Below are 15,594 nucleotides of genomic sequence, written 5' to 3'. Positions count from 1 at the left end.
GATGATCGAATTGCCTTTTGCGCGCGACGAGTACCAGCAGCGGCTCAAAAAAATCCGCGCCGAGATGGCCAAGCGCGGCATCGAACTGCTTGTTGTCAACGACGTCGCCAACCAGCATTACATCACCGCCTATGACGGCTGGTCGTTCTACACGCCGCAAGTGGTTCTGGTTCCGATCGATGAGGGGGCCGAGCCGGTCTGGATCGGCCGCGCCATGGATGCGGCCGGCGGCCTGCTGACGGTCTGGATGAAGCCTGAGAATGTGGTTGGCTTTCCCGAAGACCATGTCCAGCGCGCCGATCGTCATCCGATGGACTGGATCGCTGCCTGGATTGTCGCCAAGGGCTGGGGTGGCAGACACATCGGCATCGAGCTCGAAGCTTACTATTTCTCGCCGAAGGCCCATGCCCGGCTCGTCGCGGGATTGCCAAACGCGAAATGGCAGGACGCCGATCTCCTGGTGAACTGGATCCGTGCGGTCAAATCGGCGCCCGAGATCGCTTATCTGCGCAAGGCGTCGACGCTAGCCGAAGCAGCGGTCGCACGAGCCTTCGAAGTGATCGTGCCAGGCGTGCGCGAATGCGATGCGATCGCCGCCATCCAGGCAGCGCAGATTGCCGGCAGTCCTGATTTTGCCGGCGACATCACGGCACTGCCGCCAACGATCCTCGGCGGCGAAAATGCTTCGGCGCCGCACATCATGTGGAGCGACAGGCGGTTCGGGAAGAACGAGACGATCGCGCTGGAACTCGCCGGCGTCTGCCGCCGTTACGCCGCCGGGCTCGCCAGGACGATGCAGCTCGGCAAGACGCCGACGCGTGTCGCCGACACCGCAAAGGCAGTGATCGAAGGCATGGATGCGGTGCTCGATGCGGTGAAGCCGGGCACATCGGCCGAAGCGGTTGAAGCCGCCTGGCGCAAGGTCATCCAGCGCTACGGGCTGAAGAAGGAATCGCGCATCGGCTACTCCATCGGCGTCGCCTATCCGCCGGATTGGGGCGAGCACACGATCAGCCTTCGGCCCGGCGACAAGACGGTGCTGCTATCAGGCAATGTCGTGCATTCCATTCTCGGCATGTGGATGGATGGCTGGGGCATCGAGGTCAGTGAGACCATTCTGGTGACCGAGACCGGCAATGAGACGCTCACGAAATTTCCGCGAGACATCCATGTCAAATCCTGACCGGCCGGCTGTGATGGGCACCGCGATCCCGCCTGACGGGCGATCAGTATTTGATCGCCCGGCGCTCGATCAGCACCACGAGGCAAAACAGCACGATCGACAGGCTCGAGGACAGCACGATCGCCGCATAGAGGCGGTCCGACTGGTAGTTGAAGGACGCCTGGATGATCAGTGCGCCGAGCCCTTTGTCGGAGCCGATCCATTCGCCGACAATGGCGCCGATCACAGCGGTCGCCGAGGCGATTCTGAGCGATGAGAATAGCATCGGCAGCGCGCGCGGCAGGCGCAGGCTCCAGAAGACTTCCCAGCGCGTTGCCGACAGCACGCGGAACAGCTCGTGCTCGTTGCTGCTTGCCGAATCCAGGCCGCGGATCATGTTGACCAGCGTCGGGAAGAAGCAGATCACCGCCGCAATGACGATCTTCGGCGTCATGCCCAGCCCGAAGATCAGCATGATGATCGGCGACAGCGCCAGGATCGGAATGGTGTTGAAGAACAGCACGATCGGAAAATAGGCGGCCTGCAGCACGCGGTTGTGTACGAACAGCACCGCCAGCAGCACGCCGGCGAGATTGCCGATGGCAAAGCCGGCCAGCGCCTCGATCAGCGTCGGCCAGAGATTGCCGAGCAGCAGGGAAAAGCTCTTCTGGAAGACGCCGAGTATGGCTGTCGGCGTCGGTACGATATAGGCCGGAACGCCGAGCCAGGGCAGCAGGAACTGCCAGGTGAACAGAATGGAGGCGGCGCCCAGGACGGGCAGCGCAATCGCCAGCGCGGGTGGCAAAGGCTCCTGTCTCATGAGGCCAGTTCCAGGGCTTTGCGCAGGTCCGCCATGGCGGCAACGATTGCCGGATCCTCGCGCGAGCAGCGGTTGCCGTCTTGCTTGAACGGCCGCATGTCCAGATCCTTGACCAGACGTCCGGGATTGGCGGCCAGCACGATCACCCGCTCGCCGAGATAGGCGGCCTCGGCGATCGAATGGGTGACGAACAGGATGGTCGTGCCGCTGCGCCGCCACAGCGCCAGCAGCTCGTCATTGAGGCGGTCGCGGGTGATTTCGTCGAGCGCGCCGAACGGCTCATCCATCAACAGCAGTTTCGGCTGTCCGAGCAGGGCGCGGGCGATCGCGACACGCTGCCGCTGGCCGCCGGAAAGCTGGTGCGGCAGGCGCTCGCCAAAACCGCCAAGTCCCATCAGCTCCAGCAACTCCTCTGAGCGGTCTTCGATCTGGCGGGTCAGGCTGCCTTGCCCGACGCCCAGCGGCAAACGCACATTGTCGCGCACGCTGCGCCAGGGCAGCAGTGTCGAATCCTGGAAGACGAAGCCGACATCCCGGCGCGAGCGCACCGCATGCGGCGTGTCGCCAAGCACGCTGATCGTGCCGCCAAGTGGGTCGAGCAAATCGGCAACGACCCTGAGCAAGGTCGACTTGCCGCAGCCCGATGGTCCGAGGATCGACAGGAACGAGCCGGCCGCAACCGTGAGGTCGAGGCCGGAGAGCACTTTGACGGCCGAATGCCGGCCGCCATAGCCGACATCCAGCCTCTGAGCCTCGATAGCGATCGCCGTTAGATCAGCATGACGTTTGATCGTCATGCTGATCTAACGCTTTGCTGGAGCATGATCTTTTCCAAAAACGGGTTCACACTTTTTGGGATCATGCTCTAGGCCGCGGGCGCGTCGAGCTTGGGCCGCTCTGCGGCCGACATTTCGAGGATCTTGGTGGTGTAGACGTCAGCCGCGGCAGGCCGGCCGTTGGGGTATTGCCCGACCTTGTCAAGCAGCGCCAGCTGCTCCTCGATCGAGGCGGGGTCGAACGTCCCCCAGCCGTCCTTGGCCGTCGCGCCATCGAAGGACAGTTTCAGCACCAGATTGACGGTCTTTTCTTCCCAGCCGATATCCATTTCCGGATAGGCGGCGACCATCTTCTTCACCGCTTCCTGCGGATTGGCGTGCACCCAGCCCCAGCCTTTGCCGACGGCGCCGATGAACTTGGCCAGCGTCTGGGGATCCTTTTCGATCGCCGCGTCGGTGGCGAAATAGACGTCGGCGTAGGAACTCAGCCCGAGATCGCGAACCAGAAGGTCGATGCGGTCGTCGCCGACGACGCTCAGCGCCTGCGTGTTGGTGATCCAGCCGCCGATGGCGTCGACATCGCCGCGCACCAGCGGCGCCTTGTCGAAGCCGACATTGACGACCGTGACGTCAGCGGGGTCGATGCCGTTCTTGGCCAGGATCTCGTCGATGACGAAGCGCGCCGTCGGCTGGATGCCGATCTTCTTGCCCTTGAGGTCGGCGACGCCACGGATCGGCTTGGCCGGCTTCGAGGTGAAGGCATAGGGGCCGGTGCGGAAGCCGCAGGCGATGATCTTGACCGGCACGCCGCTGGCGCGCGCGGCAAAGAGTTGCGGTGTTTCGGAGAACTGGCCGAGCTGGGCCGAACCCGAGACCACCGGCGGCACGGTCGCGGAATTCGGTCCGCCGGGGCTGAACTCAACATCCAGGCCGGCGTCTTTGAAATAGCCGTTGGCGACGGCGGCGATGTCGCCGATCTGTCCGTTCGACACCAGCCAGTCATACTGGATGACGACCTTGCCGGCCGCCTTGGCGCCCGGCGTCAGCACCAGCTGCATCCCGGCCGATGCGGCTGCCACGGCGGCGATGCCGGATGTCACGAAGCTGCGGCGGTTCATGTTGTATGGCTTGTTCCCACTCATTTTTCGCTCCTGTTGCAAGCGTTGCTCTGTTCATTGCGCACCGCTCCCACGGCGCGCTGTCGTCTACGGCTGTTCGTCGTGGTAGTCGCCGGGGCCGCCGTCGAGCCAGGCGTATAGTTCCCAGAGTGTGTCGTCCGGGTCGGTGAAATAGGCGCAGCGCGCGTTCCAGACATAGTTTTCCGGCGGGCCGTGGAACGGCACGCCCCTAGCGTTGAGCTCGCCGTGCAAACGGTCGATATCGGCTGGCGTATCGAGCTTGACCGCCACGCAAACCTTGTGCGCATGACGCGGCGATCTGAGCTTCGACACGCCGGTATGCTGGCTGATGTGGTCGATCTCCCACGCCGCGAGCGTGACGCCCTCGCCATGAAAATCGGCAAAGCCTTCGGCGCGGCGGCGCAGCCGGAAGCCGAGTTTGTCGACATAGAAATCCACGGTCCGGCCGATGTCCTCGACCAGCAGGCAGACATCCGAAATCGCGTAAGCGCCTCCGAGCGGCATGGCTAAATCCCTTTGCTGGCGGGCAGGCGCCGTGCGGCCGGCAACTTGACGCCGACGCGCTCAGCCGCGCCGATGATGTGGGCGCGCATGGCCGCTTCCGCCGCTGCGGGATCGCCGGCAACCAGCGCCTCGTAGATGCGCACATGCTCGCCGACATTGATCTCGACCAGATCGTGCAGCGGGTTGGTCTGCCGCGCGTAGTAGATCGAGCGGCGGATCTGTTCGCAGACGAAGGAAATGAAGGTGTGGATGTAGTTGTTTCCGGTGGCGCGCGCGATTTCACGGTGGAACAGAAGATCGGCGTCGATGCTGCCTTCTTCCCAGCGTTCCTCGCCGCTCATGCGGTCGAGCGCCGCCTTGATGGCGTCGAGATGCTCCTGGCCACGCCGTTCGGCGGCAAGCGCAGCGGATTCGGCTTCGAGGATGCAGCGCAGCTCGAACAGCCGCTCCATGTTCTGGCCTTCTTTGAGCGCCTCGCCGTCGATGCGGATCGACGCCCGCTGCTCCGGCGCCAGCACGAAGGCGCCGATGCCTTGCCGCGCCTCGATCATGCCGTCGGCCCTGAGCTGCGCGATCGCTTCGCGCACGACATTGCGGCTGACGCCGAATTTCTCCGAAAGCTCCTGTTCCGTCGGCAGCCGTGTGCCCGGACTGAGGTCACCCGATTCGATCTCGCGGCCGAGGAAGGTCGCGACGCGGTGCGGCAGCGTCTCGACGGTGCCGATGGCAGCCAGTCTTTGCTTCATGGAGCGGTCTCCGTTGCCGGCAGAAGGCAGCCGGGGTTCATCAGCCCTTGCGGGTCGAGTGCATTCTTCAGCGTGCCGATAAGCCGGCGATGAGCAGGCGCCAGGCCGGCCATGAAGGTGCGGTGGCGGGTGCGGCCGATGCCATGCTCGGCGCTGATCGAGCCGCCGAGCGAATTGGCGATCCGGTAGAGCCCGGCGGTGATGTCAGTGCCTCGGGCGCGGGCCGCGCGTTCGTCGAGGCCTTCCGGCGGCAGCACGTTGAAATGGATGTTGCCGTCGCCGGCATGGCCATAGGCCAGCGGCACCCAGCCGCAATGGTCCTCAGCAACGAAGCGGCAGGCCTGGTCGATGAGGGCAGGGATGTCCGAGATCCGCACCGAAAGATCGGTGCGCACATGATAGCCACGCTTGGCCTGCCCCTCGACCAGCCCTTCGCGGATTGCCCAGAAGGATTTTGCCTGGGCGCTGCTTTCAGCAAGCACGGCATCGATGACCTGGCCATTATCCATGGCTTCAGTCAGGAAATCGACCAGCAGCGTGCGCAGGTCGATCGCCGCACTGGCCGACAGTTCGATCAGCACATGCACCGGAGCTTCGACCGGCGACACAATGTTGGCGTCGATCAGGCGCGCCAGCGCGATGCATTCCGAGCCGACGATCTCGAAGGCCGACATCAAATCGGCCGAGGCCCGGCGGGCCTGCCGGAACAGTGCGATCGCCGCTTCGAACGAGGCAAGGCCGAGATAGGCGGTCTCGGTCCGGATCGGCTTTGGAAACAGTTTCAGCTCGACGCCGGTGATGATGCCGAGCGTCCCTTCCGAACCGATGAAAAGCTGCTTCAGATCATAGCCGGTGTTGTTCTTGCGCAGGCCGGAAAACCCGTTCCACAACTCGCCGTCCGGCAGCACCACTTCAAGGCCGAGGATGAGATCGCGCGCCATGCCGTAGCGCAGCACGTTGATGCCGCCGGCGTTGCTGGCCGCATTGCCGCCGATCTGGCAACTGCCCTGGGCGCCAAGCGCCAGCGGAAACAGGCAGTCCTGTTCGTCGGCGGCATCCTTCACGGTCTGCAGGATGCAGCCGGCATCGGCCTGCAGCACGAAATTGTCGGCGTCGACGCCGCGGATGGCGTTCAGCCGCTCCAGGCTGACGACCATTGAGCCGGCGGTCTCGATGTCGATCGCGCCCGCCACCAGGCCGGTATTGCCGCCTTGTGGGATGATGCCGAGCCCGAGCGAGGTGCACAGCCGCACCACGGCCTGGACTTCGGCCACCGAAGCCGGCTTCAGCACGGCAAGGGCACCGCCATGATGATCGCCCGACCAGTCGCCGAGATATTTCGCCATGCCGGCGGCATCGACGGTCATGCCATTTGGCCCGACGGCGTCCCGCAGGGCACCGATAGCGTCTGGCGAGAGAGCATGGATGGTCATAAATGGCCGTCAGATGATGTTGGGCTATAGGGTGATACATATCATCCTACAACTTGCATCGAGTCAACGAGGCTGTGACGCGAACGGTGGACAAGTCACAGTGGGACGGGTGCTTGGTTGACTGTCTGCAGTTGGATGTATTCACGCCGGAGAGGCGTGGCGGACTGTCATGGCGCCAGGATAGCGCGACGCCCGAACGCGAAATTCAGTGGGGCAGGGTGCCTGACGAAGAGCTGGTACCAACCGGGTCGCTTTGATCCTCAGAGGTACTGCTCGACCTTCTTGCCGACGGTCAGGAAGCGGAGCGGGTCGATGGCTTCGCCATTGTGGCGGACTTCGTAGTGCAGATGCGGGCCGGTGGAGCGGCCGCTGCTGCCGGTCTTGCCGATAGTGTCGCCGGCGGCGAGCTTCTGCCCGACGACCACATCGATTTCGCTCAAATGCCCATAGCGGGTGGCAAAGCCATTGCCATGGTCGACTTCGACCATGCGGCCATAGCCGCCGTTCCAGCCTGCCTTGGTGACCACACCGGCAGCGGTGACCTTGGCCGCCATGCCGATCGGCGCGCGGAAATCCATGCCTGAATGCAGGGCCGCGGTGCCAAGGATCGGGTCGGTGCGGACGCCGAACGGGCTGGTGACGGAATGGCCGGGGGCGGGGTTGGCCAGCGGCAGGCGCCGCGCCTCTTTCTTCAGCTGGTCGAGCGTATCCAGTGCCTCGTCGAGCTCCTTGACCTTGCTGTCGAACATCATCGAGGAGTCCAGCGGGATCAACGGTCCACCGACATCGCTTTCGTCTTTGCCGAAATCGCTGTCGACCGGCAGGCCGGCTGCTTCCAGCGCCTGGGTGATGGCATCGGCATTCTTGTAGGCATTGTCGGCAAGCGTGGCGATACGGGTGAGCTGCTGGCTCTCGATGGCCTTGAGCGAATCGTTGATCGAGACGAACAGTTTGTCGGCACGGTCCGCCGCCGTTTCGCTGGGCAGCGGATCGGAGCGGGTCGACCACAAAGAGAACGGCCTGGTGTCGCCCGAGCCGAGGCTGGCGACCGAATAGGCCAGGGGCGCGTTGCCGGTCAGTTCGGCATGCTCGTCGGGCTTTGCTGCCGCTGCCGCATCAGCGGTTGGCGGCGTTCCGACTTCGCTTTCGGCCCGTTCGAGGATCGGGCCGAGGCGGCCATGGCGTTGGCTGAGCTGGCTCTGCCGCTCGAGCAGTTCGCTGACTTTGGTTTCCATCAGTTTCTGGTCGAGAAGCTGGCGGCTGGTGATGCGGTCGACCTGGGCGCGCAATGCCGAGATGCGATCCTCATAGGCCTGCTGCATGCGCGCCTGCCGCGCCGTGGTGGCGCCGATCAGATCGTCGCGCAGCACCAGATAGGAGGTTGCCAGCAGATAGCCGATGGCGATTGCCGCCAGTGCCGAACCAAGAAAGGCGACGAGCCACGGACGGATGGTGAAATGTCGGATTTCATTGCCCCGCGCAATGATGACCGTATGGGGTTCCTTGCGTCTGCCGAAGACCGCTGACTGACCGGTTGGGTTCACGGGACCAAGCTTTCATTACGACACCAACGAAGCCTGATTACACATTATTAGGGTTAACAAAGCTTTGCCGTGGGTGCCGGCCGGTAAGGATTGCACGCGAAACGAGTGACGGGTTGCGGGCAGGGTGGTGAGATGGGCGGCGTGTCAGAGCGCGCGCACCGCCTCCAGCACCGCTTCGGCATGACCTTTTACCCGGACCTTGCGCCAGATGCCGGCGATCCGGCCATCCTTGCCGATCAGGAACGTCGCTCGTTCGACGCCCATATAGTTGCGGCCATACATCGTCTTTTCGACCCACAGATTGTAGGCCTCGATCACTTTGCGCTCCTCGTCGGCAACCAGGTCGACGGTGAGGTCGTATTTGGTTTTGAATTTGTCGTGCTTCTTCACGCTGTCAGGCGATAGGCCGATCACGACGGCGCCGGCCTTTTCGAACTCCGGCTTCAGCTGGGAAAAGCTGATCGCCTCATAGGTGCAACTTGTGGTGTCGTCCTGCGGATAGAAGTAAAGTACGACGGGTTTCCCCCGCAACGCGGCAAGGCTGAGCGAGCCGCCGCCATCGCACGGCAGGTCGAATTGCGGAGCAGCGTCGCCAATGTCGAGATCAGCCATATCGATGCCCTTGTTTGAGGTTACGCGCCAGGCTGCATCGTTATAGTGTCGAGCGGGGATTCGTCCACGATCGAATTCGTACAACGGAAAATTGCGTGGATCAGGAAGAACCGCAGCACGAGAAAATCCGGTTCAGGCGTGACGAGATCACCGACCTGGGGACTTTCCCGTCTGCCTGCAGTGTGCCGCCGCTCGGCAAGGCGCGGATCGGCCGTGGCTTTCGCATCCTTGCCCGCCTGTTTGCCGGCGTCGCGGCCCTGGTGCTGCTGGCCGCCACCGCTGTCTATGTCATCGGCGCCACCGGAATCGGCAGCGAGCGGCTGCGGGCGGAAGCCGAAGCGGGGATCGAGAAACTCGCCGGTTTCGACGTCAATGTAGCCGTCGGCCCGGCCCGGCTGACACTGGACGGATCGAGCTTCATTGCGCTGCAGGTCAAGGACGTCAGCGTCAAGACCGCCGACGGCAAGCCGATGGCCGACGCCGGGCGTGTGCGTTTCGGTATCCGGCTGATACCGCTGTTCTCGGGCGAGGTGCGGCTGACCAGCGCCAGGATTTCCGACGCCCACATTGTCACCGCGGCAATGCCGTCGGGCGGCGACTGGACAGCCGAGCTGCGCAATCAAGACGGCCTCATCGATCCGGAAAAGCTGGCCGCCGCTGTCTTCGGTCACGTCAACCATGCGCTCGATGCCGTGCGCGAGGATTCGATGCGCCGGATCGATCTCAAGAATGTCGAGTTCGAACTGCCCGAGGCCGACTCGGTCAAGCTGGTCAACATCGCCAATGCCACCGTGCTGCAGTCGGGCCCCGGCAGCATGGAGTTCTCCTCCGAGGCGGATATCGATGGCCGGGCGCTCACGGTCACCGCTGCCGCCACCCGCGATACGACCTCCCTGCGGGTAACTGCGCTGAATGCGGCCATCGACATGGCGGCCATTCCACAGACAACGCCAGAGGCAGGTGGGAAAACCGGCGCGATCGCTTTGAAGCTGACGGGGACCGAAGGCTCGGGCGAAACCGATTCCCGGCTGACGGCCTCGCTGTCGCTAACCGGCTCGGTGCTCGACCTCGGCACACGCGGGCTGTTGCCGGCCGATGTCGATGTCGACGCCACGCTTGTCTCCGGATCCAACAAGATCGATGTCGGCAGGCTGGTTTTGAAGACCGGCCGTTCGACGTTCAATTTCGCCGGTTCGATCGGGCCAAAGCCGGCGACCGGCGTGGCCGGTGAGGAGCCTTCCTATCGCTACGACCTGACCAGCGACGGCTCGACGCTGGCGCCGGCGGAATCGCCCGAGCCGGCGCTGAATTTCTTTGCCCGCATCGCCGGCGTCTATCAGATCAAAAGCCGCAAGCTCGTCGCCGAGCAGATCGGCATCAGGTCGGGATCGGGCAGCGAGGTGCTGGGCACAGCCGCGCTTGCCTTCATCGACAACGGGCCGCCGGGCATTTCGCTGTCGCTCAACGTCCACGACATGCCGGTCTCGCATGTCAAGCAATTGTGGCCCTGGTTTTCCGCCAAGAATGCCCGGCTGTGGGTGCTGCAGAATCTGTTTGGCGGCCGTGTCGTCGACGCCAACCTTCAGTTCCAGGTCGTGCCGGGGCGGCTCGGCAACGGCGTGCCGCTTTCGGCTGACGAGGTGTTCGGCCGGTTCCAGGTCGAGGGCTCGCGCTTCGACACCGCCGGCCGCATCCCGCCGATCCGCGATGCCATTGGCGTGGTTTCCTTCCACGGCAACGATGTCGACATAGCTCTGTCTTCGGGCAGCGTCTATATGCCGAGTGGCCGCACCGTGGCGGCAAGCAATGGCACGCTGTCGGTGAAGGCGGCGAACCACCCGCCGGTGATCGGCGCGCTCGACATCGACGTCGCCGGCGAGGCGCCGGCCATCGCCGAGCTCGCTTCCTACGAACCGATCAACGCAATGCGCCATGTCGGTATTGCGCCGGACGACCTGTCCGGCACGGTGACCGGCCACGTCAAGGCCGACATTCCGCTGCAGTCCGGTGTCGACACCTCGAAGCTGGATTGGCTGGTGTCGCTCGACTACAAGGACCTGTCGCTCGCCAAGCCGTTCGAAGACCAGACGATAACCGAGGCCGATGGTTCGATCGAAGTCGGACCCGACAAGGCGGTGATCTCGGCCGACGCGAAGCTGAACGGCATTCCGGCTGAACTCGATCTGATCGAGCCGCTCGGGGATGACGGACCGCCGCGCAGCCGCAAGGTGGCGCTTGTGCTCAACGACAAGACACGCGCCACCGCCATGCCTGGCCTGTCGCCGCTGATTTCGGGAACCATCAAGGTGGCGATCGACAAGAGCGGCGACGGCAGCCAGAACGTCGCGGTCGACCTGACCAGCGCCAGGCTGGATATTCCCTGGGCCGGCTGGAGCAAGGGGCCGGGGATTCCCGCCAATGCCACTTTCACTATGGCGAAGTCGGGCGATACGACAACGCTGTCCGACTTCGACCTCGACGGAAAGAGCTTTTCCGTCGAAGGCGATGTCGTCCTGGTCAAGGGTGCGCTGTCTTCGGCGCGCTTCAGCAAAGTCGCTTTGAACAGGGGCGACGACGTTGCGGTGACGGTGAAGCGGTCGGGCAAGGGCTTTGCCGTCGATGTCAGCGGCAATGCGCTCGACGCCCGCTCGCTGATCAAGCAGTTCACCTCCGACGTCGATACCGCCACCAAGACCACAGGCACGGATGCGGTTTCGGTCAGCGCCGATGTCACTTCGCTGACCGGGTTCCACGACGAGGTCCTGTCCAATCTGAAGCTCGACTACAGCGCCGCCGGCTCCAAGGTGAACGGGCTCAAGGTCAGTGCCACGGCAAGTTCGGGCGCCGCCGTCACCATCAGCAACACGGCAGGCAACGGCGTGCGCGCGCTCAACATGAAGTCGGCCGACGCCGGCGCGATATTGCGCTTCCTCAACATCTACGAACACATGGAAGGCGGCTCGATCACGCTGGCGCTCAGCGGCGCGGCCGACGGGCCGATGCGGGGTCAGGTCGACTCAAGCAACTTCTTCATCGTCAATGAACCGAAGCTCGCTTCGATCGTATCGACCACGCCGGTGGGCGACAGCCGCAGCCTGAACGAAGCGGTCAAAGGCAAGATCGACACTTCGCGGGTAAAGTTCGAGCGCGGCTTTACCGAGATCGACAAGGGAAGCGGTTACCTGAAGCTGGCCAATGGCGTGCTGCGCGGCCCGCGCATCGGCACCACCTTCCAGGGCACGCTCTACGACCAGAACAACAACATGGACATGACCGGCACGTTCATGCCGGCCTATGGGCTCAACCGCATCTTCGGCGAATTGCCGCTGGTCGGCGCGCTGCTCGGCAACGGGCGCGACCGCGGCCTGATCGGCGTCACCTACCGGCTCAAGGGCAACGCCAACAAGCCGGTGCTGGACATAAACCCGCTATCGGTGATCGCGCCGGGCATTTTCCGCTCGATCTTCGAGTACCGCTAGAGCAATTCCAGGAAAAGTGTGAGCGGTTTTCCGTCCCGGAATTGCGAAAAAACAAGGAGATAGAGCGGTTCGCCGTTTCTGTGAAACGGTGAAACGCTCTAGCAGGAACAGTCGCCGAAAGGCCGAATTCGATTCTAGGCGGGTGCACGTTCGCCCTGATCACGTTCACGCCCAAGGCCTGGTGCGGATTTTCGCGCAGTCATCCGTCCGTCTATCGGGCGACGTTCCAGGATCACCAGTTGCTGCATCGGTCGCCGCTTGAAGAAGGAGATGATGCGCGCCATGCTTCCCATCAGATGGTTGCGCCGTACCTTCGCTGGGGCCTCCCGTACCTGGATTTGCTCGAAGCCCCATCGTGAATAGGCGTTGGCGTTCGGCACGGCCGTGATCAGCCAAATGGGCTCTTGATCGTCGGCAAGCAGCGTATCGATCAGCCTCGAAGCGATTCCATGGCTTCGCGCTTCCTTGGTGACGACGAGCGAGCCGAGTTCGCGCGAGCCATCACTATGTTTGCGGATTTGCACCGCACCGATGACGCGGCCCTTGGCTACCGCAACCATAAAGTTGGGCCAATTGATGCCCGTTGGGTTCAGGCGCTCAGAACGCACCAATGCGCGAATTGCCTGGTGGTCCCGCTCCGTCGCGCGACGAACGACAACAGCCAATTGATCCACGGGATTCGCCTCCTGTACCGCGCTCCGGTCGCGCTCGGCGGCAGGAAGTAGCAAGAGGTGTGTTTCAGCCGAATGTCGTTACGGCCGCGCTTGTGTTTCCTCCTGATGCCGTCCGGTCACGCCGGCCGCACCAGAACGTGTTTTTTCTTGCCCAATGAAAGCTTTGCGACGTTTTCCGGACTGAGATCCCGAGGTGTCACCATCCTGCGGTCATCCGATATTGGCTGGTCGTTGAGGCGCACGGCGCCGCCGTGAATGTGACGCCGGGCCTCGCCGTTGGACCCGGCGAGGCCCGCGGTGACCAACAGCGACAGGATGCCGATGCCGGCTTCGAGCGCTGCGCCGTCGACCTCGACGGTCGGCAGCGTTTCGGCAGTCACGCCTTCCTCAAAAGTCTTGCGAGCCGTCTCGCTGGCCTTTTCCGCCGCCTCACGGCCGTGCAGCATGGCGGTGATCTCGGTGGCGAGCACTTTCTTCGCCTCGTTGATCTCGGAACCACCCAGCGCTGCCATGCGCGCGACCTCATCCAGGGCCAGCGTCGTGTACAGCTTGAGGAAGCGGCCGACATCGGCGTCCTCGGTGTTGCGCCAGTATTGCCAGAATTCGTAGGGGCTCAGCATCTCGGCATCGAGCCAGACCGCGCCTGACGCCGATTTGCCCATCTTGGCGCCGGACGAGGTGGTGAGCAGCGGCGTGGTCAGCGCGTAAAGCTGCGCATTTTCCATGCGATGGCCAAGATCGATGCCGTTGACGATGTTGCCCCACTGGTCGGAGCCGCCCATCTGCAGCCGGCAGCCCTGACGCTTGTAGAGCTCGACGAAGTCGTAGGCCTGCAGGATCATGTAGTTGAATTCGAGGAACGACAGCGACTGCTCGCGGTCGAGCCTGAGCTTGACCGAATCGAAGGCGAGCATGCGGTTGACGGAAAAATGCCGGCCGACATCGCGCAGGAAGTTGACGTAGTTGATCTCCATCAGCCAGTCGGCGTTGTTGACCATGATGGCGTCGTTGGGTCCGCTGCCGAATGTGAGGTAAGGCGCAAAGTTGCGGCGGATGCCGGCCAGATTGTCCTCGATATCCGCTGGCGTCAGCAGCTTGCGCGCCTCGTCCTTGAAGGACGGATCGCCGATCATCGAAGTGCCGCCGCCCATCAGCGCGATCGGCCGGTGGCCGGTCTGCTGCAGCCAGTGCAACATCATGATCTGGATCAGCGACCCGGCATGCAGGCTTTTGGCGGTTGCGTCGAAGCCGATATAGGCGGTCACCGTTTCCTTCGCGAAAAGTTGATCCAGCCCGGTCTCGTCCGAGATATGATGGATGAAACCGCGCTCGCTCATGACGCGCAGGAAATCGGATTTGAAGGCAGACATTGTTTCTTCCTGAAAGCGCCGGACCCCAACTGCCCGGCGTGATACGAACGCGGGCGTTTAGCATCCAAGCGGCCGAAGCAAAAGTGGTTTCCGGTTTGCGTCCGCAGAGACGGCATATGCTGCGCTGCCGCGCGCGCTTGCTTCATCTTGCCGGCTGGCGTAATGAGGCGCCGCGCCAACGGGTTCATGCAACCTTCGATCCGCTGGAACGGCACCGCACGGCATCCGCCAAAATGCCATATCCTATGACAGAGCCCGACGCGACATATGCCGGACGCATTGATATCCATCGTCATTCCTTGCCGCAACGAGGCGGCGAACCTGCCGCTTCTGATCGATGAGATCGAGGCCGCGATGACCGGACGCGACTTCGAAATCATCGTCGTCAATGACGGTTCGACCGACGATACGGCTTCGGTGCTTGCCGCCGAGGCGGCCAAACGCCCGTTTCCGCTTCGTCAGCTGCGCCACGAAAAATCCGCCGGCCAGTCGCTTTCGGTGCGCTCGGGCGCCTGGGCGGCGCGCGGCGGCATCGTCGCAACCATCGATGGTGATGGCCAGAACGATCCCCAATATATCCCCGTGCTGGTCGACGCGCTGCGCAAGGCCGGGCCGGATTTCGGCGCCGCGCAAGGGCAGCGGCTGAAGCGCCGCGACAGCAAGATCAAGCAGCTGGCGTCGCGCTTCGCCAATTGGCTGCGTGGCGCGATCCTGCATGACGACACCCGCGACACCGGCTGTGGCCTGAAGGCGATCCACACCAATATCCTGCGCAAACTGCCGTTCTTCGACGGCACGCATCGTTTTGTTCCGGCGCTGGTCATCCAGGAAGGCTACCGCGTCGTGCACTGCGACGTCGTCGACCGCTCGCGGCGCCACGGCAAGTCGAATTACGGCATCTTCGACCGCGGCCTGCAGGGCGTGCTCGATCTCGCCGGCGTCTGGTGGCTTCGGCGCCGGCGCCGCAGGATGCCAACGGTAGAGGAAATCACGCATGGCTAACGTGTTTCAGGAACTGGCGACCTGGCTGCACCAGGTTTTCGTCAAGCAGTTCGATGCCTGGATCCTGCTCGGCTTCGTCGCCCAGTTCTTCTTCACCATGCGCTTCGTCGTGCAGTGGCTCGCTTCGGAAAAGGCCAAGCGCAGCGTCGTGCCGGTCGCTTTCTGGTTCTTTTCGCTGTTCGGCGGCGGCCTGTTGCTGATCTATGCCATCGTGCGCCAAGACCCGGTGTTCATCGCCGGCCAGGCCATGGGCATGCTGATTTATGTCAGAAATCTCTGGCTCATCGCCAATGAGCGCAAAGCGGCGGCGATGACAAAGGTCGATTGAAGAAA

14 protein-coding genes are annotated in these 15,594 nt (G+C 63.4%); 4 read left to right on the top strand and 10 right to left on the bottom strand.

The annotated features are described in order from the left end of the window. Nucleotide 1: 1 nt before the first annotated feature. Entirely contained in the window at nt 2-1,183 is a 1,182-nt protein-coding gene (locus tag JQK88_RS21345) for a M24 family metallopeptidase (RefSeq protein WP_203279383.1), read from the top strand. Nucleotides 1,184-1,226: 43 nt separating this feature from the next. Here the strand turns inward: JQK88_RS21345 and JQK88_RS21340 are convergent, their stop codons facing one another. From JQK88_RS21340 to JQK88_RS21305, 8 genes are all read right to left on the bottom strand, one after another. After that, complete coding sequence (locus tag JQK88_RS21340; RefSeq protein ID WP_192253470.1) at nt 1,227-1,982, bottom strand: ABC transporter permease; 756 nt, start codon at nt 1,980-1,982, stop codon at nt 1,227-1,229. Beyond that, nucleotides 1,979-2,779, bottom strand: coding sequence for an ABC transporter ATP-binding protein (locus JQK88_RS21335; RefSeq protein ID WP_203279382.1), 801 nt, complete (start codon nt 2,777-2,779; stop codon nt 1,979-1,981). Before JQK88_RS21335 ends, JQK88_RS21340 begins: the two co-directional genes overlap by 4 nt. Before the next feature lie 68 nt (nt 2,780-2,847). Further along, nucleotides 2,848-3,876 carry an ABC transporter substrate-binding protein gene (locus JQK88_RS21330; protein WP_203279398.1) on the bottom strand — a complete coding sequence of 343 codons (1,029 nt, stop codon included), beginning with the start codon at nt 3,874-3,876 and terminating at the stop codon, nt 2,848-2,850. Between the two features lie 87 nt (nt 3,877-3,963). Continuing rightward, the gene (locus tag JQK88_RS21325; protein ID WP_112561397.1) at nt 3,964-4,401 is read right to left on the bottom strand and encodes a VOC family protein; all 438 of its coding nucleotides are present in this window, start codon (nt 4,399-4,401) and stop codon (nt 3,964-3,966) included. 2 nt (nt 4,402-4,403) lie between these two features. Continuing rightward, nucleotides 4,404-5,147 (bottom strand): FadR/GntR family transcriptional regulator, encoded by a 744-nt coding sequence (locus JQK88_RS21320; protein WP_203279381.1) that lies wholly within the window; start codon nt 5,145-5,147, stop codon nt 4,404-4,406. Then, entirely contained in the window at nt 5,144-6,580 is a 1,437-nt protein-coding gene (locus JQK88_RS21315; RefSeq protein ID WP_203279380.1) for an FAD-binding oxidoreductase, read from the bottom strand. The genes JQK88_RS21320 and JQK88_RS21315 overlap by 4 nt, the downstream gene beginning before the upstream one ends. A gap of 260 nt (nt 6,581-6,840) precedes the next feature. Beyond that, nucleotides 6,841-8,124, bottom strand: a complete 1,284-nt coding sequence (locus JQK88_RS21310; protein WP_192253481.1) for a peptidoglycan DD-metalloendopeptidase family protein — start codon at nt 8,122-8,124, stop codon at nt 6,841-6,843. A gap of 144 nt (nt 8,125-8,268) precedes the next feature. Next, nucleotides 8,269-8,736, bottom strand: coding sequence for a peroxiredoxin (locus JQK88_RS21305; RefSeq protein WP_203279379.1), 468 nt, complete (start codon nt 8,734-8,736; stop codon nt 8,269-8,271). A 95-nt stretch (nt 8,737-8,831) separates the two neighbouring features. On the opposite strand from JQK88_RS21305, the gene JQK88_RS21300 reads away from it, so the two are divergent. Next, entirely contained in the window at nt 8,832-12,215 is a 3,384-nt protein-coding gene (locus tag JQK88_RS21300) for a YhdP family protein (protein WP_203279378.1), read from the top strand. 134 nt (nt 12,216-12,349) lie between these two features. On the opposite strand, the gene JQK88_RS21295 is transcribed toward JQK88_RS21300, so the two are convergent. Both JQK88_RS21295 and tyrS read right to left on the bottom strand, forming a co-directional pair. Next, complete coding sequence (locus JQK88_RS21295) at nt 12,350-12,889, bottom strand: GNAT family N-acetyltransferase (RefSeq protein ID WP_192253489.1); 540 nt, start codon at nt 12,887-12,889, stop codon at nt 12,350-12,352. Nucleotides 12,890-13,005: 116 nt separating this feature from the next. Beyond that, nucleotides 13,006-14,259 (bottom strand): tyrosine--tRNA ligase, encoded by a 1,254-nt coding sequence (tyrS, locus tag JQK88_RS21290; protein WP_192253492.1) that lies wholly within the window; start codon nt 14,257-14,259, stop codon nt 13,006-13,008. A 267-nt stretch (nt 14,260-14,526) separates the two neighbouring features. Here tyrS and JQK88_RS21285 point away from each other — a divergent pair, with 267 nt between their 5' ends. Together JQK88_RS21285 and JQK88_RS21280 are read left to right on the top strand one after the other, a co-directional pair. After that, nucleotides 14,527-15,261, top strand: a complete 735-nt coding sequence (locus JQK88_RS21285; RefSeq protein WP_203279377.1) for a glycosyltransferase family 2 protein — start codon at nt 14,527-14,529, stop codon at nt 15,259-15,261. Further along, complete coding sequence (locus tag JQK88_RS21280; protein WP_203279376.1) at nt 15,254-15,589, top strand: lipid-A-disaccharide synthase N-terminal domain-containing protein; 336 nt, start codon at nt 15,254-15,256, stop codon at nt 15,587-15,589. The genes JQK88_RS21285 and JQK88_RS21280 overlap by 8 nt, the downstream gene beginning before the upstream one ends. Nucleotides 15,590-15,594 lie beyond the last annotated feature (5 nt).

Origin of the sequence: Mesorhizobium caraganae (genome assembly GCF_016836705.1) — a bacterium.
GTDB lineage: Bacteria > Pseudomonadota > Alphaproteobacteria > Rhizobiales > Rhizobiaceae > Mesorhizobium > Mesorhizobium caraganae.
Note: the sequence above shows the minus strand (reverse complement) of the source record. Positions and strands in the feature narration are given on the sequence as shown.

Excerpts from the sequence above, each read along its gene's own strand:
- JQK88_RS21345 (WP_203279383.1), top strand. The coding sequence starts at position 2 with ATGATCGAATTGCCTTTTGCGCGCGACGAGTACCAGCAGCGGCTCAAA.
- JQK88_RS21340 (WP_192253470.1), bottom strand. The coding sequence starts at position 1,982 with ATGAGACAGGAGCCTTTGCCACCCGCGCTGGCGATTGCGCTGCCCGTC.
- JQK88_RS21335 (WP_203279382.1), bottom strand. The coding sequence starts at position 2,779 with ATGACGATCAAACGTCATGCTGATCTAACGGCGATCGCTATCGAGGCT.
- JQK88_RS21330 (WP_203279398.1), bottom strand. The coding sequence starts at position 3,876 with ATGAACCGCCGCAGCTTCGTGACATCCGGCATCGCCGCCGTGGCAGCC.
- JQK88_RS21325 (WP_112561397.1), bottom strand. The coding sequence starts at position 4,401 with ATGCCGCTCGGAGGCGCTTACGCGATTTCGGATGTCTGCCTGCTGGTC.
- JQK88_RS21320 (WP_203279381.1), bottom strand. The coding sequence starts at position 5,147 with ATGAAGCAAAGACTGGCTGCCATCGGCACCGTCGAGACGCTGCCGCAC.
- JQK88_RS21315 (WP_203279380.1), bottom strand. The coding sequence starts at position 6,580 with ATGACCATCCATGCTCTCTCGCCAGACGCTATCGGTGCCCTGCGGGAC.
- JQK88_RS21305 (WP_203279379.1), bottom strand. The coding sequence starts at position 8,736 with ATGGCTGATCTCGACATTGGCGACGCTGCTCCGCAATTCGACCTGCCG.
- tyrS (WP_192253492.1), bottom strand. The coding sequence starts at position 14,259 with ATGTCTGCCTTCAAATCCGATTTCCTGCGCGTCATGAGCGAGCGCGGT.
- JQK88_RS21285 (WP_203279377.1), top strand. The coding sequence starts at position 14,527 with ATGCCGGACGCATTGATATCCATCGTCATTCCTTGCCGCAACGAGGCG.
- JQK88_RS21280 (WP_203279376.1), top strand. The coding sequence starts at position 15,254 with ATGGCTAACGTGTTTCAGGAACTGGCGACCTGGCTGCACCAGGTTTTC.